A 20,928-nucleotide genomic window follows, 5' to 3' on the forward strand; every position below is an offset into this window, starting at 1 on the left:
CGGCTCTGTCCGTCGACTGTGTCGAACGACGCACTGCACTCGGTCTGTGGAGGACTTCGCGGAGCAGTCGACACCGCACACCCTGGAAGATCACCTTGCTCGGCGTACTACGTCCGGCGTACTATGTGCAGCACAGTGAGCAACGAGAGGGGGTCCCGATGATCAGCGCCGATGCCATCCGCGGGTACGTCGACCTCATCGTGCTCTCGCTCGTCCGGTCCGAGCCGTCCTACGCGTACGAACTCGCGCAGCGGATCAGCACCGTGACCGGGGCCGACTACACGATCAAGCAGACGACCCTGTACTCCGCCGTCAAACGCCTCGAACTCGCCGGGCTCGTGACGTCGTTCCACGGCACCTCCGAGTCCGGCAAACTCCGCACCTACTACCAGATCACCGGATCGGGTCGCGCGCACCTCGACGACAAGACCGAGGAGTGGCGCGACACCAAGTCCGTCATCGACCGCTTCGTGGAAGGGACCAACGCGTGAACGAGATCAGCGAGTACCTGGAGACGATGTTCCGCCCCTACCCGCAGACCCCCCGCCTGCGCGAGGCGAAGGCGGAGCTGCACGGGATGATGGAGGACGCGTACGCCGGACTCATCGCCGACGGTGCGACACCGAACGAAGCGATGGTCCAGATCGTCAGCGACTTCGGCAGCCTCGACGAGCTCGCGCTCACCCTCGGCATCACCGCGGACCTGGAGCCCCGGGCGGGCGGTCCGGTGCGCCCCTCCGACGAGCGGGTGCCCGTGCACGCGCCCATCTCGATGGACGAGGCGAAGGGCTTCACCGAGGCGCACCGTCGGACGGCGCCACGCCTCGGTGCCGGAGTCGCGCTCTACGTCCTCGCCGCGATCCCGCTCGTGCTGCTGCTCGGCGCGTCGGACCAGCCGGCTTTCCCCCTGGACGCCGGCGTCGCGATCGCGATCGGGCTCGTCCTCGCACTCGCCCTCGGAGCGATCGCGACGGTCACGATCGTACGGGTCTCGGGCGCGTTCGCTCCCTTCGCCCGGATCCAGGAGCGCCGTTTCAGCCCGGACGCGGACGTCATCCGCTGGGTCAACGAGGTCGCCAGGGCGAACGAACGACGTCAGACGAGGTCGCTGACCGTCGGGGTCCTGCTCTGGGTCCTGTCGCCCGCAGCCCTCATCATCGTGGTGCTCGCACCGCCCACCTCGCTCCAGAGCGTCTGGATCGGGGCGAGCACGGCGTTCCTCCTGCTGGTGGTCGCGATCGGCCTGTTCGTGTTCCTCCGTGAGACGTGGGCGAGCAGTGCCGCCGGCGCCATCAACCGCGGCGTCCCGAGGACCGCCACCGTGCCGGTCTGATCACCCCGTCCGGGCAAGGAGCCCTTCGAGGAGGGTCGCGTACCGTGCCGCGATGAGCGTCGCAGGTCGCAGGTCGACGCGCGTTCCCTGCGGCTCCACGGCCAGCGTCACCCTCGAGTCACCGGTGTCGAGCACCACGGTGACGTCGACCGTCTCGTGCGCCGTGGTCGGTGCGGACACGGAGCCGAGCCGGACGGCGACGACCTGCCCGCCGCCCTCGACCCGGACGGGCGTGTGCCGCGTGACCGGGGTCGCCGTGACGAGGTGCCGCTCGATCTGGTCGACGTTCGCGTGGTGGTCCGCCGACTCCGGGAACGGGACGCTCCGCAGCCCGTCGTCCTCGTGCACGAGGACCGCCTGCGGAACCCGCGTCGCCGTCAGCCGGAGGGCGAGCATGAACGCGTACACCGCCCGCGCCCGGTGGCGCTGGTCCCAGGACACGTCGACGACGATCCGACCGAGGAGTTCGTCGACGCCGTCGAGCTCCGGAACGGTGACCCGCTCGACGACGAGTCGACGGTTCCCGGACGCTCGGACGCGGTCCGCGAGAGCCCGCAGGTCCGGGCAGGAGAACAGGTCACCGATGGTCAACGCCCCGGGGAACGCGGCATCGAGCTGCCCCTTGACCTGCATGATCGTGAGCGAATCGCCACCGATCTCGAAGAAGCTGTCGGTGACCGCGACACCACGGATGCCGAGGACGTCCGACCACACCGCCGCGATGCGCTGCTCGACGTGGTCACCCTCCGCCGTGGACGTCGGCAGTGCATCCCCGTGCGGGCCCCCGTCATCACCCGCCGGCCACGGCAGCGCCCCCGTGTCGAGCTTGCCGTTGACGTTGAGCGGGAGGGCCGCGAGCGGCACGATGTGCCGCGGCACCATGTAGTCGGGGAGCAGCCGGCGCAGCCCCTCGCGCACCGTCGACGCGGTGACGTGTGCCGCGCCGACGACGAAGCCGGCGAGGACCGTCGGGGAGCCCGCGACGCTCCGCGCCACGACGACGACGTCGCGCACCCCGTCGACCTGCGCGATGGCCGCTTCGACCTCGCCGAGCTCCACGCGGAACCCACGCACCTTAACCTGGGCGTGCTCGGTCACCCGGCCGAGGAAGACGAGCGTGCCGTCGGCCTGCCACTGGACGCGGTCGCCGGTGCGGTAGCCGACGACACCGTCGAGCACCGGGAAGCGCTCGGCGGTCCGGTCGGGCATCCCAAGGTAGCCGAGCGCGAGGCCGAGACCCGTCGCGACCAGCTCGCCCTGCTCGCCCGGTCCGCACAGCGATCCGTTGCGGTCGAGGACGACGACACCGCCACCCGCGATCGGCGCACCGATCGGCACGGTGCGCCCGACGGGGAGCACCCGAGGGATCCGGTACGCCGTCGTGAAGGTGGTGTTTTCGGTCGGGCCGTACACGTGGAACATCTGCAGCGCACCGCTCGCCCCGTACAGCTGCCGCATGCGCTCGGCGTCCGCTCGCTCGCCGCCGGTCATCACGACGCGCAGGGCCGCCAGGACGCCCGGGTCCTGACCCACGAGCGAGTTGAAGAGTGACGTCGTCACGAACATGACCGTCACACCGTGGCGAGCGAACAGCTCGGCGAGCGCCGACGCGTCGACCAACGTCGCACGGTCGGCGATCACCGCCCGGCCGCCGTGCAGCAGCGGCCCCCAGAGCTCCAGCGTCGCGGCGTCGAACGCGACGGAGCTCCCGGCGAGCACGACGTCGTCGCCCGTGATGGGGATGTCCGGGTTCTCCCAGGCGATCCGGAGCACCGCCCGCTGCGGCACCACGACCCCCTTCGGGCGTCCCGTCGTCCCCGAGGTGTACATCACGTACGCCTCGTCGTCGCCCCGTCGCTCGACCGGCACCATCGGCGGTGCCGTCCGCCCCTGCTCGACGCCGATCACCGGCAGCGGGAGCCCCGCCTCGTCGGTGAGCCGCCGACCGGCGGCATCGACCGCGAGGACCGCGGTGACGCCCGCGTCGTCGAGGACGAGCCGGGCGCGGGCCGACGGCGCGTTCACGTCCACCGGCACGTACGAGCCACCGACGAGCACGACCCCGACGAGCGCCACGGTGGTCGCGATCGATGCCTCCCCCGCGATGCCCACGCGGTCACCGGGGAGCACACCGCCTCGGCGGAGGTCCCGCGCAACGGCGGAGGCGCGGGCCCACAGCTCGCGGTACGTCAGCGACTCCAGATCGTCGGCGATCGCGACTCGGTGCGGCACCCTGGCGGCGACGGCGACGAACGCCGCACCGAGCGCTCCCGGCAAGCGCGGAGCGACCGCGCCTGACGTGTCCTGTGGCAGGGCGGCGAGGACCCGTTCCGGAGTCGCGCCGGCCTGCGCGACCGACATCCCGTCGTCGTGGCAGAACGCCTCGAGCACGTCGATCACCCGGTCACCGAGCCGGTCGATGTCCGAGCCGCCGAAGTGGCCGGCGTCGTACAGCCAGACGAGCAGCAGCTCGTCGCCGGTCCGCTGCGCCGTCAGCGTGAGTGGAGTCTCGGTCTGCTCTCGGCCGCGCACGAAGGCGAGACCGGCGTCGTCGAGGGCGTCCGCGTCGAGGCCGTAGTTCTCGAAGGTGTAGAGACACGACACGAGTCGGTCGTGACCGACGAGGCTCTGCACCCGTGCGAGCGCCGTGTGGTCGTACTGCATCGCGGCGACGGCCTGCTCCCGGACGTCGTCGAGCAGTGTCCGCACGGTCTGCGCCGGCTGCCAGCGGACGCGCGCCGGGATGGTGTTGATGAAGAGGCCGGTGGCGTTCTCCAGGCCGGCGGCCGTGCCGTCGCGGCCCGACACGACCTTGCCGATGACGACGTCGTCGACGTCGAGCGCTCGACCGAGTGTGAGGGCGAGTGCGGCCTGGACGAGGTGCGCCAGCGTCGTCCCCGTCGCCTGGAAGCGGGCGGTCAGCCGCGCTGCGAGCGCCGCATCCGAACTGCGGCGGGCACGGGCAGCCGTCGACGACGCCGCGAGCGACTCGGTGAAGGGCAGAGCGGTCTGCAGCTCCGGCGCTCCGTCGTACCCGTCGAGGACGTTGCGCCAGTACGTGTCCGACGCGTCGAGCGGTCGGCGAGCCGCTGCGGCGATGACGTCACCGAAGACCGTGCGCTCCGCCGGTCCGATCGCCTGGAGCTCCTCGCCCCGCAACAGTGCGACGAGTTCGTCGAGGATCCTGGCGAGACTCCACCCGTCGAGGATGATGTGGTGGTAGGTGAGCACGAGCGTCTCGACGTCGTCGGCACGGGAGGTGTCGGTGACGACGGTGACCCGCATCAGCGGTTCTGCGGCGAGCACGAAGCCGCGCTCGACGTCCTCGTGCAGGAGGGCATCGAACGCGTCCCCGCCGTCGACCGACGCGGAACGGACGGACGGCCCGGAGTGCTCACCCGCTGCGAGCACCACCTGCCGGGGCCGGCGCAGACCGTCCGCCGCGAAGCGGGTCCGCAGGACCGGGTGTCGTGCCGCGAGCTCGGCGACGGCCGCTCCGACCCGGGCGGAGAGGCCGCCACCGGAACCGCGCCACGGTGTCGCGGAGGTGCGCCGGAGCGGCTCTCCGACCTCGAAGACCTGCTGCACGACGGAGGCGCGACTGCCCGGCTCCCGGAGGTGGTGGAGGAGCATCCCGTGCTGCAGGGGACTCAGGTCGATCACGTCGTCGACGTCGCCGTACGCGCGTTCGATCGCCTCCTGCTCGTCCAGGTGCAGGTCGGAGGCCCGCACGAGGTCACTGGGCGTGCGTACGCGAGCCGACCCGCGCCTCCCGGCCGTGGCGAGTGCCGCGAGGCGGGGGCCGAGCTGCTCGACGGCGGTCACGATCACCGGGTCCGCACCCGGGCCCACGGACGTGAGCACCCGCAGGCGTCCGTCGGCGACGAAGGCGTCGACCTGGACGCCGACGGGGACGCGGTTCCCCGGAGCCGATGCGGTGCCTGCGGCATGCAGACGGTAGGCGCCCGAACCGGCGCCCCGGGCGGCGGCACCCTGGTCGCCGATGTAGTTCACGGAGATCGACGGCCGGGCACGGCGATCCTGGTCGTCGTCGACGCGGTACCCGACGCCGCCGAGCGGGACGCGACGGACCGCCTCCTTGGCGAGCACGATCGAGCGGTGCGGTGATGCTGCGTCGCACTCCACGAGGACCGGGTGGATCGCGGTGAACCAGCCCACCGTCCGCGACACGTCGGGCAGGAGCGGGTGTTCTGGTCGTCCGTGCGCCTCACGCTGGACGACGATCGACGACCGTCCGTCGACGGCCGCGACCGCCGCGCCGACAGCGGCGAGCAGCAGGTCCTCGATCGTCGCTCCGTAGGCGACGGCCACCCGCTTCAAGCGGGCGGTCTGCTCGGCGTCGAGCACGATCGGCGCCGGTTCGGCCTGTTCGGCCGGTTCGGCCGGTCCTGCCGGTGCGGTCGATCCGGCCGGTGCCGTCGGCAGGTGGTCGACGGGCGGGTCCTCCGGACGCTGCTCCGCCACGAGGGCGCGATCGATGTCGCTCCACACCGTGCGGTCCGACGCCGACTGTGCGCGGACCGCCGACACGATCGCCTCGGACCACTCCCGGAGCGAGGCCGTCGAGGGCGGCAGGGTGACCTCACGGTGTGCACGCGCCGCGTGGACAGCGCTGACGAGGTCCTCGACGAGGACGTGCCAGGAGACCACGTCGACGACCAGGTGGTGCGCGCAGAGCAGCAGCGTCGCACCGCTCGGGGCCTGCACGAGACCGGCTGCGAGGAGCGGGCCGGTCCCGAGGTCGAAGCCTGGCTGCAGCTGCCGCGCCAGGTCGGCCACCGCGCCGTCCACCTCGGCATCCGCCGCGACGTGCACCTCGGCGAAGACGTACCGCGCGTCGTCCGGACGTCGGACGGTGAGCTGCTGCCCGTCGAGGACCGCCCGCAACGCGTCGTGGTGGACCCAGACGGCGTCGAGCGCCACGCGCACGTGCGCCGTCGACACCCTGCCGAGGTCGACCACGGCGTCCTGGTTGAAGTGCGCGGGCTCGGCGAGACCCCAGGCGAGGAACTCGTCGACCATCGGGAGACGCCCCACCGGCCCGTGCAGGTGCCGGACCGGGGCGGCCGCCGGTGCCGCCACGTCGATGTGCCGAGCGATCTCGTCCACTGTCATCGACTGCATCACCCGGCTCACCGAGCAGTGGTAACCCGCTTTGCGGAGCAGCGAGACCGTCCGGATGGCCGTGATGGAGTCACCGCCGAGCTCGAAGAACGAGTCGTTCCGCCCCACACCCGCCAGCGACAGGACGGTGGCGAAGGCGTCCGCGACGGCCTGCTCCGCGCGGGTCCGCGGAGCAGCGTCGGCCGCGGCCACGGCCGGGTGCTCCGCATCGAGGGCCTGCAGCGCTGCGACGTCACGCTTGCCGTTCCCGGTGAGCGGGATCGACGGGGTCCGGAAGGCACGGGCGGGAACCATGTACGAGGGCAGGACCCGTGCCGCACGTTCGCGGAGGTCGGCGGCATCGGTGTCGGCGACGAAGTAGGCGTGGAGGCGGGTCGTCCCCGAGTCGTCGCGCCGCGCCGCGACGACCACGTCGTCGACGCCGTCGAGGGCCAGCAGGGCAGCCTCGACCTCGGCGAGTTCGACCCGGTGCCCCCGGACCTTCACCTGTCGGTCGTCACCGATCCGGCCCAGGTACTCGACGGTACCGTCCGCCAACCAGCGACCACGGTCACCGGTGCGGTACTCGAGACCGTCGGACGTGCGCACGAAGGACTGCGCCGTCAGCTCCGGCGAACCCAGGTACCCGTCAGCGACGCCGTCCCCACCCGCGACGACCTCGCCGACCTCGCCGATGCCGCAGGCACGGTCGCCGTCCCGGACGATGCGCACACGGGTGTTCCCGATCGGCTTACCGATCACCACCCGCGTGAATCCGCGCTGGAAGGGGTGCACCGTCGTGAAGGTCGTGTTCTCGGTCGGCCCGTAGCCGTTGAACACCTGAATCGCAGGGTTCTCCCGGTGCAGCCGGTGCACGTGCTCCGCGGCGACGGTCTCTCCCCCGATGACGAGCCGCTCGACCCCGTCGAGCGCCCGCGGGTCCGTGGTCACGACGTGGTTGAACAGCGAGACGGTCAACCACATGACCGTCACGTGGTGCTGGTCGACGAGCGCGCCGAGCGACGCGGGGTCGACGACGGCGTCACGGTCGTCGAGCACGAGCGTTCCGCCGTTGAGGAGCATGCCGAACACCTCGAAGGTCGACGCGTCGAACGCGAGCGACCCCGTGAGCAGCAACGTGTCGGAGGCGTGCAACGGGAGTGCTTCGTTGTCGAGGACGAGCCGGAGCACGGCGCGGTGCGGGACCACGACACCCTTCGGTCGCCCTGTCGTCCCCGAGGTATACATCACCGAGGCGGCGCTGTCGGGCGTCGGGGCGCCCGGCCCACTGCCCGTGTCCGCCGTTCCGCCGGCGGCGCGCCGGTCGGCGTCGGGCAGGGCTGACGCGTCGAGCAGGGCTGACGCGTCGAGCACGAGGACCGGGTCACGGGGGTCCAGCAGCCCCCAGGCGTCGACGAGTCGGGCCGCCGACGCGTCCGCGCAGACGACGACCCTGGTACCCGCGTCCGCGGCGATGGCGCCGAGCCGCTCCGGCGGAGCTGCCGGGTCGAGCGGAACGAAGGCGGCACCTGCCAGCGAGATGCCGAGGATCCCGGCGAGGAGCGGTGCGGTCGGAGTGCCGAGGACACCGACGCGGGCGCCAGGACCGACCCCTGCCTCCGTGAGGACCGACCGCATCCGGTCGGCCATCGCGGCGAGCTCCGCGTACGACAGGGGAACCCCTCGATCCACGACTGCGGTGCGGTCGGCGTTGCGGGTCGCCGCGGCCGTGAACGCCGCACCGATCGACGACACTCCGAGTGTGCTGTGCGAGGTGGTCGCGAAGCCGTCCACCGTCACGCGCTCCTCGGCACCGACGCTGTCGACCGCACCGACGAGGGCGTCGTCCTGACCCGCGAACGCCCCGAGCACCCGGACGAGTCGATCGACGACCGTCTTCGCATCGGCGACCGCCAACCGCGCCGGATCGACCATGACCACGAAGCGCAGGGCGTCGTCGACCGGCTGCACGGTGACCGTGAGGGGGTAGTCGGTCTCCTCGCGCGCCGACTCGAACCGCAGCCCCGCATCGACGAGGTCCTCGTCCGCGAGGGCGAAGTTCTCGACGGCGAGCAAGCACTCGAACAGATCGCGGTGCTCGGCGAGGGACTGGATGCGCGCGAGCGACCCGTGCGAGTGCGCGGCTGTGGCGAGCGCCTGTGCGCGAACGACGTCCAGCAGACGGTCGACCGTCCCGCTCGGGTCGACGGTGACCCGGACCGGGACGGTGTTGACGAACAGCCCCACGACCTCGTCGAGACCGTCGACGTCCACGTCGCGACCGGACACCACCTTGCCGAACACGACGTCCGTCGTGCCGGTGGCGCGCGCGAGCACGACGGCCAGCGCAGCCTCGACCAGGTGCGCGAGCGTGATCCCCCGCCCCGCGTACCGCGTGGCGAGGACGCCGGGGAGGCCAGCGGCCGTCGTCACGGCGTACCGCGCGCGGTCGGCCGGGGCTCCGTCGACGGCGTCCGCGCCCGTCCCGTCTGCGTCGGTGGCGCCGCCCGTCCCGTCTGCGTCGGCGGCTGCGCCGCGCGTCCCGTCTGCCCCGCCTGCCCTGTCTGCCCTGTCTGCTCCGCCTGCTCCGTCTGCTCCGGCGGCGGCGGCGTGCTCGGGTTCGCGCTCCACGCTGGCGAGCCGTGCCGGCGGCTCGACACCGCGCATCAGGTCCGACCAGTAGCGGTCGAACGCCGCGCGGTCCCGCGACGCCGACCAACCGACGTAGTCGGCGTACTGCCTCGCACCGACGGCGTCCCGGTCCGCCCGACCGAGCACCTCGTCACGACTCCCCGTCCGGGCCAGGTCGCTGTACTCGCGGAAGTCCGCGAACAGGCGCGCCAGGCTCCACCCGTCCATGACGACGTGGTGGTAGGTCCACACGAGCCGGAGCCGATCGACGCCCTCGCGGCCCGTCAGGACCGCGGTGACGCGCAGCAGTGGATCGAGGTCGAGCCGGAAGCCCCGGGCGACGTCGTCAGCGAGGAGCCGATCGAGCCGGAGCTCGGCGTCGGTGTGCGAGTGCGCCCGGAGGTCGACCACGGTGAACTCGGGCTCGCGGTCGGTGAGGACCACCTGACGGGGCCGCGCCACGCCGCTCGTGACGATGCTCGTCCGGAGCACGGCGTGCCGACGTGCGAGCGCCGCGACCGCGACCCCGATCGCCTCGACCTCGTCCGCCGGGTCGCCGAGAGCATCCACCCTGAAGATCTGCTGAACGACGTACGGGCTCGTGTCGCTGTCGGTCAACGAGTGGAAGACGAGGCCTTCCTGCTGCGGTGCGAGATCGAGCACGTTCTCGATCCTGGAGCTGACGATCCGCTGATCCATTGGGTCCCCTCACCATCTGGTGCGTTCCGGAGTCGCTCGTCGAACACGTCCCCGAGGTCCATCTTGGTGTGTCGGAGCGATGGATCATGCAGTCGCCGGAGAAAAAAGTTGGCATGTGATCACGCAGACCCTTCTCAACCTCACAGCTTGCGCTAGAGTCTCGGACGGGGGACGAACGGCTGGATCGCGATGACGCGATCCAGCAGACCCCGTCGAGCTCGATGACGACGACGGATCAAGGTGGGGGCAGGGCGATGACGAAGGCCGCTTTTCTGTGTTCGGGGCAGGGCTCGCAGTACGTGGGCATGGGGCGCGAGCTCGTCCGCGACTCGACCGCTGCCGCGGCGGCGTTCGACGAGGCATCGGAAGCCATCGGGATCGACCTGCGCGCCCTCTGCTTCGAGTCCACCGCAGCAGAACTCGCCCGTACCGTCAACACCCAACCGGCGATCCTCACCCTCAGCGTCGCGCAGGCCCGCGCGAGTGCCGAGCGTGAAGCACTGGACCCGGCCGTCATCGCCGGCCACAGCCTCGGCGAGATCACCGCACTCACCCTGGCCGGGTCGATCGGGTTCGCTGACGCCGTCCGGCTCGCCCGTCGGCGTGGCGAGCTCATGCAGCAGGCCGTACCGGAAGGCCACGGGCTCATGCTCGCCGTGATGACGCGAGAGCACGAAGCCGTGATCGACCTGTGCGCCCAGGTCTCCGAGCAGATGTTCGACGTCGTGCAGGTCTCCAACCTGAACTCGAACACCCAGGTCGTCGTCGCCGGAAGCGCGTCAGCGGTCCTCGCCGTCCACGGTCGACTCGAGGACGACGGGATCCGCTCGACGCCGCTCAACGTGAGCGTTCCGTTCCACTCGCCGCTGATGGAACCGGTCGTCGCCCCGTTGCGCGAGCAGCTGGCGTCCATCGAGATCACCGCCCCGCAGGTGACCGTGCTCTCGAACGCGACCGGACGCCCGTACCGTGCCGAGGACGAGATCGTCGAGCTGTTGCTGCGTCAGGTCGTCGAGCCGGTCCGCTGGGTGGAGAACCAGCGGTGGATGCGCATGCACGGCATCGACTACGCAGTCGAGTTCGGTCCCGGACAGACGCTGTCCGGACTCATGCGGCACACGCACCGCGAAGTCCCGGTCTTCAGCTACGACTCAGCCGACGCGCGCGCATCGCTGCAGGTCATGATCGAGCGGACGACCGTGCCGTTCCTCGCCCGCGCACTCGGCATCGCCGTCGCCGTGCGCAACACGAACTTCGACGCCGACGACTACCGCGAGAAGATCGTCACGCCCTACCGGTCGCTCGAGAAGCTCAGTCGCCTCGTCGACCGTGAACGGCGTGACGCCACCGACCAGGAGCGGCGTGAGGGTGCTGAGCTGCTCATCGGGATCCTCCGGGCGAAGGGCAGCACGCCTGCGGAGATCCAGAGCCGGCTCGACACCCTGTCAGCGGACTCCCGCACGGAGCCGCTGTCCGTCGACGACCTGCTCGCCCACGTCTGAGCGCCGCACGTCGATGCTGGGCAACGAGGACCTCGACGCGCTGCTGCGGGCCGCAGCGGGCACACGACCGGACGGTCTCACGATCGAGTCCCCCGCTGTGTCCGCCGACGCGACCGCCAGGGCAGACGGAGCCATCGCGATCATCGGGATCTCGGCCCGGGTCGGTGCCGCCGGGTCCGCCCGGGCGCTCTGGGATGCGGTGAACAGCGGTACGGACCTGATCAGGCCGTTCCCGGCGGATCGGTTCGCCGATGCTGACGAGCTCGCGCTCAGTGCTCTGGGCTCCGCCCTGGCGGACCCGGTCCCGTACGCGTACCTCGATGACGTCGACCGTTTCGATCCGTCTCGGTACGGGATCTCCCGCACCGAGGCAGAGCTCATGGATCCCCACCAGCGACTGTTCCTCGCCGCCTGCGTCGACGCGATCGAGGACGCCGGGTACGGTGGCGTCGCGTTGCGCGGCTCGAAGACCGGCGTCTACGCGGCATCGGGACTCGTGCCGGGGCTCTACCTCAGCGGTCACGAAGCGCGCGACGCCGCGGAGGCTGGGCTCGGTACGTCCGGTGGCATCGCTTCGGTCGTGGCCAGCCGCATCAGTCACATGCTCGACCTCACCGGTCCCGCGATGATCATCGACACGGCGTGCTCGTCGTCCATGACGGCCCTCATCACGGCGTGCCAGGACCTCCGCGCCGGTCGCGTGACGACGGCGATCGCCGGTGCCGTCCGTCTCACGCTCGTCCCGCCGACGCACAAGGAGCGTTCCTTCGGCATCGAGGCGGCCTCGCACCGGACGCGGACCTTCTCGTCCGACGCCGAGGGCACCGGCGGCGGGGAGGGCACCATCGCCTTCCTGCTGAAGCCGCTCGCCCGGGCGCAGCGCGACCGCGACCACGTCTACGGCGTCGTCAAGGGCTTCGCTGCGAACCAGGACGGTGCGACGACCGGCATCACGGCGCCCAGCGCCAGCGCTCAGGCGGCCGTCGTGCGAGCGGCGTGGCGGGATGCCGGCATCAATCCGGGCACCGTGGGCTACGTCGAGGCCCACGGGACCGCGACGAAGCTCGGGGACCCCGTCGAGATCGACGGCCTCGTCGAGGCGTTCTCGTCGTGGACGGACGCCCGGCAGACGTGCGCCGTCGGTTCGGCCAAGTCGAACGTCGGCCACCTCGACTCCGCCGCCGGGGTGACCGGGGTGCTGAAGGTGCTCGGGATGTTCGCCGACCAGGTCATCCCGCCGACGCTGCACTTCGTCGCCCCGAACACGGAGATCGACTTCATCGATTCCCCGGTGTTCGTCGCCGACACCCTGCGCCCCTGGGCGAGCAGCGGACCGCGCAGGGCCGGCGTGAGCTCGTTCGGGATGAGCGGCACCAACACGCACGTCCTCCTCGAGGAGCCACCGGTCCTGCCCGAGCGTGCAGTGGACGCCGGACCGACCTGCGTCACCGTGTCGGCGCAGTCGTCGCCCGCACTCCGCCGAGCACTCACGGACCTGCTCGGCGCCCTCGACGACCAACCGGACCTCGCCCTGGTCGACGTCGCACGGACGCTCAACACGGGACGCGCCGTGCTGCACCACCGCGCAGCGCTCGTCGTGCGGTCCGTCGACCAACTCCGCGCCCACATCCGCCTCCTCCTCGCAGGCACCGTGCCGACCGGGGCGTTCCTCGGCGAGCGGGGCACCAGGCCCGTGCAGGACACCACACCGTCCGATGCCGAGGGACCGCTCGACGAGCAGGCTGCCCGAGCGATGCGGAGTGTCGCCGGCGGTGACCGCGACGACGGACTCGTCCAGCTCGCCGCACTCTTCGTCGCCGGCGCCGACGTCGACCTCGCCCCCCTCGACACCGCCGGCACCGCGCGGCTCGTGCCGCTCCCCGGCGTCGTCGGCCAGCCGACCCGCGTGTGGCGGCCAACGACGGGCAGTGGACCCGGTGCGTCCCGGCACGGGGCCGGCGCGTCCCGGCACGGTGCCGGCTCCGGCCCGCACCCCCTCGTCCACCGGCACCAGTTCAACGGGCCCGGGGTCGACGTCTTCGAGTCGGACTTCTCCGCATCGCGCACCTTCGAGCTCGGCGAACACGTCGTCGACGGCAGCCACGTGATGGTGGGCACCGGGTTCCTCGAGATGGCCTACTCGACCGCACGTCGATTCCTCGGCGACGCGGTACGGATCGACAACATGCACTACCTCGACCCGCTGGTCACGCACGGAGACGAGGTCCGTCGTGTCCAGCTGGTGATGAACCACCGCCCCGACGAGGCGTCGATCGACTTCCTCGTGCGGTCGTTCGACGTCGCGACCGACGTCTGGGCCGAACACGCCCGTGGCGTGTTGACCGCGCTCGACACGAGCCGACGGCCGGAACGCGTGGACGTCTCGGGGCTGCTCGCCGACTACCGCCGGGCCGACGGACCGATCGTCTACCGCCGCGACCTCGTGCAGACGGCGGGTCGGTACTGGAACGCCGCCCAGAGCACGCACTTCTCGGACGATGCGCGCATCCTGCTGCACTTCGAAGCCGACGCCCCGACCCGAGCCGCCAAGCGGGACTACGCGTTGTTCCCGCCGATCATGGACTCGTCCCTGAACCTCGCGCTCCTGAACGAGGTGGACGCGTTCCTGCCCCTCGCACTCGGCCACGGCGAGATCTACGGCCCGCAGCCGGACGCCGGCTACAGCTGGATGGTGCCCGAGGTCCGTGACGAACTCGCCGACACGTCCGTCCGGACCTCGCGGGTCGTCATGTGCGACGAAGCGGGCAACGTCTTCGCGAGGTTCGAGAACTACACCGTGGGACGCCTGACCGACCGGTCCAGGTTCCAGCGTCCCGACGACGGTGCCTCCCCGTTCCACACGATCACGTGGCGCGAGACGGTCGCGCGCCACGAGACCCCGGCGGCCCGGCACGGGATCACGGTCATCGGTGGTCCGGAGGACCAGGACCTGCTGCGCGAGGCCGCCGGCGCGATCGGAGCTGCCCACGCCGTCGTCCCCGCTGATGCGTCGGACGCCGATGTCGAAGCGGTCGCGGACGAGATCGAGGCCGTCGGGACCACCGACGTGGTGCACCTGCTCGCCGGCCCGGGACACCCGGCCGAGGCTCGCCTGCACGGGCTGTTCCGCCTGCTGCGCGCCCTGCACCGACGGCCGTGGACCGCAGGGCTGCGGTACCGTCTGCTCACCCGCGGAGCCCACTCGGTCGTCGACGGTGAGACGGTGGACCCGGCCGCCCACGCTGCCGACGCCATGGTCGTCGCGCTCGTCGGCGAGCACACCCGCCTCACCCTCGGAGTCCTGGACATCGCGGCCGACGGAAGGGCGGACGTCGTGCACTCCGGTGTCGAGCGGGCACTCGCCGACCTCCCGCGCGCACGGTCAGCCCTGCGTGACGGACGTCTGTTCGAGAGCACGATCGCCGCGGCGCAGCGGGACGACGTCCCCGTCCCTGCCGGTGCGGTCCTCGTCACGGGCGGGACTGGCGGCATGGGCACCGCCATCGCCCGTCGCCTGGTGCGGGACGACCCGGACCGGACCGTCGTGCTGGTCGGACGCCGGTCTCCGGCAGAGGTCGCCGACCGGTTCGCCGAGCTGCCGGCGGAGGAGCGGGATCGCATCCTGGTGCTCCGCGCCGACGTGCTGGATCCGGCGCAGACAGCGGCGGCGATCGCCGTCGCACGCTCGCAGCGAGGGGGACTCGCCGGCGTCGTCCACGCGGCTGGACTCCCGGGTGACGGCTTCATCATGTCGAAGGACGACGCGACCTTCGCCGCCGTCCTCGAGCCGAAGGTGCGCGGTACCGACGTCCTCCTCGCTGCGCTGGCGGACGACCCGCCCGCGTTCGTCCTCCTCTGTTCCTCGATGACCGCCGTCTTCGGCGCGGTCGGCCAGTCCGACTACGCCGCGGCGAACGCCTACCTCGACGGCACGGCGCTCCGAGGCGGTGCCACACGGATCGTCGCGCTCGACTGGACGGGTTGGGCCGAATCCGGGATGGCCCACGAACGCGGCATCGAGGGCGGCGGGTTCCGGACGGCCTTTGTGGACGACGAGACCGGAGCCGGCCTCGCCGTCGCCGCGATCGGGTCCCGATCGGCGCGTCTGCTCGTCGGCTCCTTCGACCCGGAGGTCGTCGCGCGGGAACACGACGAACTGGAACGCGTCGTGGACGTCGCCCTCGTGTCCGCACGTGCTCCGCGGGGTGTCACGCCCGCCGCGCGAATCGTGTCGGGCAGGGCCGGGCTGCGCTCCCTCGAGGAGATCGTGGTGCGCGGGGTCGACGAGAACGCGATCAGCGACGTGGAGCGCGTCGTGATCGAAGCGTGGGCGACGGCACTCGGCGTCGACGAACTCGACGTCGACCAGGCCTTCTTCGACGCCGGCGGCAACTCGCTCCTGGCATCCCGGCTGCAGGTCATCCTCGACGAACGGTTCCCCGGCGTCCTCAGCATCGTCGAGCTGTTCGTGTACGACACGGTCGCCAAGCTCGCGGCGTACATCACGGAACAGACCGTCCCCGCGGCGGACCGACGCGACGGCGTGCACCGGTCGTCGGCGCCGAGCCGAACACCGGCGGCGCCCCTCGCCCAGCTGCTCGACGAGTTCCTCGAGGGGAAACGGAGCATCGAGGACGTCCTGAGCGAATGAACCACATCGACTCCCGCTGCGGCGGACACAACGACATCCCCGGCCTGCCGGGGCGGGAAAGGCCAGTCCGATGAGCGGTGTCAAGCGCGTCATCCTCGAGAACCTCTCGAGCGGGAACCTCACCAAGCAAGAAGCCCTGGAAGCGCTCGAGGCGCTCGATGCCGGCGCACGAACCGGCCCGACACCGAGCGCCCCGCTCGAGGAGATCGCGATCATCGGCATGGCGGGGACCGTCACGATGGCGGAGGACCTGGACCAGTTCTGGGACAACATCGTCAACAACCGCAACTGCTTCGTCTCCAAACCGGCCGAGCGGCTCGTGGAGGACCGTGTCTGGGCCAACCCGCACTACGCCGAGCTCTTCGAACGCCGTCCCCACGAGGACAAGGACGAAGACCTGGAGCGCTTCGTCGGGCCGTACCTGCCCAGCACGACGGGGTTCGACGAGAAGTTCTTCGGCATCAGCCCCGAGGACGCCGACACGATGGACCCCCAGCACCGCGTGTTCCTGCAGCAGGCATGGCGGGCTTTGGAGGACGCCGGCTACAGCGAGCGGACGGTCCGCGGCTCACGGACCGGGGTGTTCGCCGGTCGCGACGGGACGAGTTCCAACATCTACCGACGGGTCATCGAGACCGACAACGTCGGCGGGATCTGGGAGGGGATCCTCTCGAGCCGGATCAACTACGAGTACGACCTCAGGGGTCCCGCGTACGTCATCGACACGGCGTGCTCCTCCAGCCTCGTGGCGATCCACATGGCCGCGCAGGCGCTGCGGAACGACGAGTGCACGATGGCGATCGCCGGCGGGGTCTGCTTGACGGCCGGCGGCCTCGACCACGACGAGGTCGACCTGGCGTCCATCCGCCAGCGCACGCCCGCCCCCGGCAACGTGGTGTCCAAGCACTTCACGATCTCCACGTTCGACGCCAAGGCCGACGGCACCGTCTTCGGTGAGGGGGCTGCTGCGATCATCCTCAAGAAGCTCTCCGACGCCGAGCGCGACGGCGACCACGTCTACGGCGTGATCGCCGCGACCGCCACCAACAGCGACGGGGCGTCGAACGGCCTGACCGCACCGAACCCCCGCGCGCAGTCGCTCCTGTTGGCCGATGTGTGGGAACGGGCGGGCATCAACCCGGAGCACATCGACTACATCGAGGCGCACGGCACGGGAACGACCCTCGGGGACCCGATCGAGATCCTCGGCATCTCCAACGCGTTCAAACGGGTCACCGACCGCCGGCAGTTCTGTGGGATCGGCTCCCTCAAGACGAACATCGGTCACACGGCCGGCGCTGCCGGCGTCATGAGCATCATCAAGTTGCTGCTCTCCATGCGGGAGGAGCTGATCCCGGCCACCAGGAACTTCGAGGAGCCGAACGGCCAGATCGACTTCGTCGACTCCCCCGTGTACGTCGTCGACCGGAACACGCCGTGGCCCAAGCGGGACACCCCGAGGTACGCCGGCGCGTCGGCCTTCGGGTTCTCCGGAACCAACGCGCACGTCCTCCTGCGCGAGTACCAGGGACCCGCCGGCGCACCGGTCGAGATCGAGCCGGTGCGTCCGCGGCTGTTCACGGTGTCGGCGAAGACCGAGACGGCCTTCGAGAACTACCTCGCGCGGTACGAGGAGTACTTCGACTCGGCGCCGGTGGTGTCGCTGCGCGACCTCTGCTTCACTGCGTCGACGGGTCGGGACCACTTCGAGTACCGCCTTGCCATCGTCGCGACGAGTATCACCGAGCTCGCGACGAAGTTCGCGCTCCTCCGGGAGTCCGGCAACCGAGCGAACCCGGCGAAGGGCATCGTCATCGGTCGTCACCGGGTGGTCTCCGAACGCACGTCGACGCTCGAACAGGGCGACATCAGGACGTCCGAGTGGAACACGCTCAGCACCGACGTCGTCGGACGCGTTGCCGACCGCGCTCGGGTGGAGACCGCCACGGGGCTGGCCGAGATCGCGCGTGACTACATCCGTGGCGCCGACGTCGACTTCGCGTCGCTCTTCGCGCCCGGTTCTCGACGCGTCCCGCTGCCGACCTACCCCTTCGACCGGAACGTGCACTGGGGCCAGTCCCGCGTCACGCGGATCGAGCCGGAGCGCACGGCGACCGGCGACCCCGTCTCCATGCCGTTGCTGCACCGGCGTCTGGTCAGCACCGAAGAGGTCACCGTGTACGAGACGACGCTGGACCACTCGCAGTGGGCGATCACGGACCACAAGATCCTCGGTCAGTACTTCGTCGCGGGCACGGTGCTCCTCGAACTGGCAGCGGAAGCACTGTCGGACCACTTCGGGACCGACGCCCTGCAGCTCGACGAGGTCCTGTTCCTCGCGCCGGTGCTCGCCGAGGAGACCGTCCCGATGGCGGTGCAGGTCGTCCTGCAGCAGGACCGGGCCGGCGCCGTGCGTATCCGGATCGCTTCCCGCCCGGCAGGGTCCGACCAGGACTGGACGTCCAACGTCACAGGCCTCGGACGCTCCCACGCCGAACAGCCGCCGGTACCGGTGCGCGCGGGCAAGGACCTCGACGGCGACCCGGACCTCACGGCCTACCCGCCGGTCTTCCGGAACGTGGAGTTCGGACCACGATGGAAGAACCTCGTCACACTCTGGCGCTCCGCGGACGACCCCGACGTCGCCTACGGCTTCGCCGAGCTCCCCGCTGCGTACCGCGGGACCGCGGACCACGAGGGCTACGTCCTGCACCCAGGACTCATCGACTGCACGGTGTCGATGGTTCCCTTCGTCACGTGGCTGCGGCCACGCGTGTTCCTCCCGATGACGTACCGCAACATGACGGTCTACCGTTCCGTCCCGGACTCGTACTACGTCAAGAGCGAGCGCCTGCCGAGCAAGAGCGAAGAACTGATGAGCTTCCGCACCGTGCTCTTCACGGAGACGGGCGAGGTCATCGCCGAGATCGAGCAGTTCGCGATGAAGCGGGTCACGGAGCTGAACGACTTCGTGTCGGGGTCCCTCAGTCGACTCTCGTGGACCGAGACGCCACGGTCCGGGCCCGCTGCGCAGCGTACGGGAGCCATCCTCGCCATCGGGGCCCCGGAGGCGGTGCTGACCGAACTGGCCACCCAGGCCCCCGGGCGGACCATCGCCGCTCTCGACCTGTCCGTGCTCGGCGCCGACGCTCCGCTCACGCAGGAGACCGTCGGCGCGGCGCTCCGCGACATCGACCTCGCTGGCGTCTCGGACGTGCTCGACTTCTCTTCGTACGCCCCGGCGCGGGGACGCGTGTCCGAAGCAGACCTCGACCGCGGCGTGACCGAAGGCCTCGACGGGCACGTCACGTTCCTGCAGGCACTGTTCGCCAGCGCCAAGACCGGGCTCGACCTCGTCGTCGTCGTCGACAACGCCCACTCCGTCACCGGCACTGAGCGCTACGTCGACGCTGTGCACACGGCGAAGGCCGCTGTCGTCCAGTCTGTGCGGCACGAGGTGCCGAACATCGGCTTCGGCGTCCTCGACGTCGACGACGCCACACCGGTTGAGACAGTTGTGGCCGAAGCGCTCAGCGGGTCGGTCGGCCCGCTCACGGCCTTGCGCGGAGGGGACCGCTACACCGCGCGGCTCGTCGAGATCCCCCTCGAGGACGCCCCTACTCGTCCGGTCACGATCAAGCCGCACACCGAGGGGTTCTACCTCGTCACGGGCGGGCTCGGTTCGCTCGGCTCGGCGACCGCCTTGATCCTCAGCCACCAGTCCGATCAGCCGATCGCGTTCGCGCTGTCGAGCCGGCGCGACCACCTCCCACCGCGGGACGAGTGGGCGAGCGTCCGGGACGCGGATCCGTCGTCGAGGACGGGCCAGATCCTCACGAGCCTGCTCGAGCTCGTCGCGGGCGGACACATCGTACGGATCGTCGAGATGGACGTGAGCGACGCCGACGCGGTCGCCGGCGCACTCGATCCGCTCCGCGCCGAGTTCGGGCCACTGCTCGGCATCGTGCACGCTGCCGGTGTCGCGGGGGACGGCTACCTCTTCACCAAGTCGACCGCGGAGTTCCAACGGGTGCTCGCTCCCAAGGTCAGCGGCCTGCGCAACCTCGTCGCGTGGACGGGTGACGCCCGGCCCGACTTCATCGTGTCGTACTCGTCGATGACCGCCGTCATCGGCGGTGCCGGCCAGTCCGACTACGCGGCGGCCAACGCGTTCCTCGACGGGTACACGCAGCAGCTCCGTCGCGACGGCTACAACGCGTCCTCGATCAACTGGCCGGGGTGGTCGGAGCGAGGCATGGCGGTCGATGCCGGGCTCGGCGCGAACGAGACCTTCTTCGAGCACCTCACGACCGGGTCGGGTGTGACCGCCTTCATCGAACTCCTCACCCGAGACGTCACCGGCACGATCCCGTCGCGGCCCAACATCGCGATGCTCGCGCGGGTCGGTGAAGACTACTTCGCGTTCGACTTCTCCGATCCGCTCCGACGGTCCGTACGCCGACACGTCGCCAGGCTCTCGTCTGCGTCACCGTCGGGCGACGTCGCCGTCGCCCCCGGTGCACCCGAGCTCGGCGGACGATCGGAGATCGACGTCAGCTCGATCTCGATCATGGGCAAGGCGGACGAGCATCTCGACGACGTCGAGCGAGCCGTCGCGTACACGTTCGCATCGGTGCTCTCGATCGAGGAGATCCACGTCAACGACTCCTTCACCGCGATGGGCGGGAACTCGATCGCCGCGACCGAGCTCATGCGTGCGCTCAACGCACAGTTCGACGACCTGTTGAACATCTCCGACATCTTCAGCTACAACTCGCCCGCAGAGCTGTCCGGCCGGATCATCGAGCTCGGTGGCGCTGCTCAGGCACCCGCCTCTGCGCTCTCGGCCCCCGCTGACCCGCAACCGACGACGCGCACCCCGACGCCTGCCCCCGAAGCCCCGGACTACGACGACATGGTCGACGCGCTGGAACGCGGCGACATCGACGCCGCGTCGTTGCGCGAGTTTCTCGCGAAGGAGCTGTGAC

6 protein-coding genes are annotated in these 20,928 nt (G+C 70.9%); 5 read left to right on the forward strand and 1 reads right to left on the reverse strand.

Annotation, left to right across the window (positions count from 1 at the left end; all coding sequences use genetic code 11):
- Positions 1-158 precede the first annotated feature (158 nt).
- Complete coding sequence (locus QRN49_RS00125) at positions 159-491, forward strand: PadR family transcriptional regulator (RefSeq protein ID WP_111233681.1); 333 nt, start codon at positions 159-161, stop codon at positions 489-491.
- On the forward strand, positions 488-1,333 hold the full coding sequence (locus QRN49_RS00130; protein ID WP_282818416.1) for a permease prefix domain 1-containing protein: 846 nt from the start codon (positions 488-490) through the stop codon (positions 1,331-1,333). The genes QRN49_RS00125 and QRN49_RS00130 overlap by 4 nt, the downstream gene beginning before the upstream one ends.
- On the opposite strand, the gene QRN49_RS00135 is transcribed toward QRN49_RS00130, so the two are convergent.
- A complete protein-coding gene (locus QRN49_RS00135) occupies positions 1,334-9,751 on the reverse strand; it encodes a non-ribosomal peptide synthetase (protein WP_284753166.1) in 8,418 nt (2,805 codons plus the stop codon).
- Positions 9,752-10,041: 290 nt separating this feature from the next.
- On the opposite strand from QRN49_RS00135, the gene fabD reads away from it, so the two are divergent.
- The 3 genes from fabD to QRN49_RS00150 all read left to right on the forward strand — a co-directional run bounded on the left by fabD (position 10,042) and on the right by QRN49_RS00150 (position 20,927).
- On the forward strand, positions 10,042-11,289 hold the full coding sequence (fabD, locus tag QRN49_RS00140; protein ID WP_284753167.1) for an ACP S-malonyltransferase: 1,248 nt from the start codon (positions 10,042-10,044) through the stop codon (positions 11,287-11,289).
- Between the two features lie 13 nt (positions 11,290-11,302).
- Entirely contained in the window at positions 11,303-15,940 is a 4,638-nt protein-coding gene (locus QRN49_RS00145) for an SDR family NAD(P)-dependent oxidoreductase (protein ID WP_284753168.1), read from the forward strand.
- 70 nt (positions 15,941-16,010) lie between these two features.
- Complete coding sequence (locus tag QRN49_RS00150; RefSeq protein ID WP_284753170.1) at positions 16,011-20,927, forward strand: SDR family NAD(P)-dependent oxidoreductase; 4,917 nt, start codon at positions 16,011-16,013, stop codon at positions 20,925-20,927.
- Position 20,928: the final 1 nt, after the last annotated feature.

It is taken from the genome of Curtobacterium sp. ME-Dv--P-122a, from assembly GCF_030209645.1.
In the GTDB taxonomy this organism is placed as follows: domain Bacteria; phylum Actinomycetota; class Actinomycetes; order Actinomycetales; family Microbacteriaceae; genus Curtobacterium; species Curtobacterium flaccumfaciens.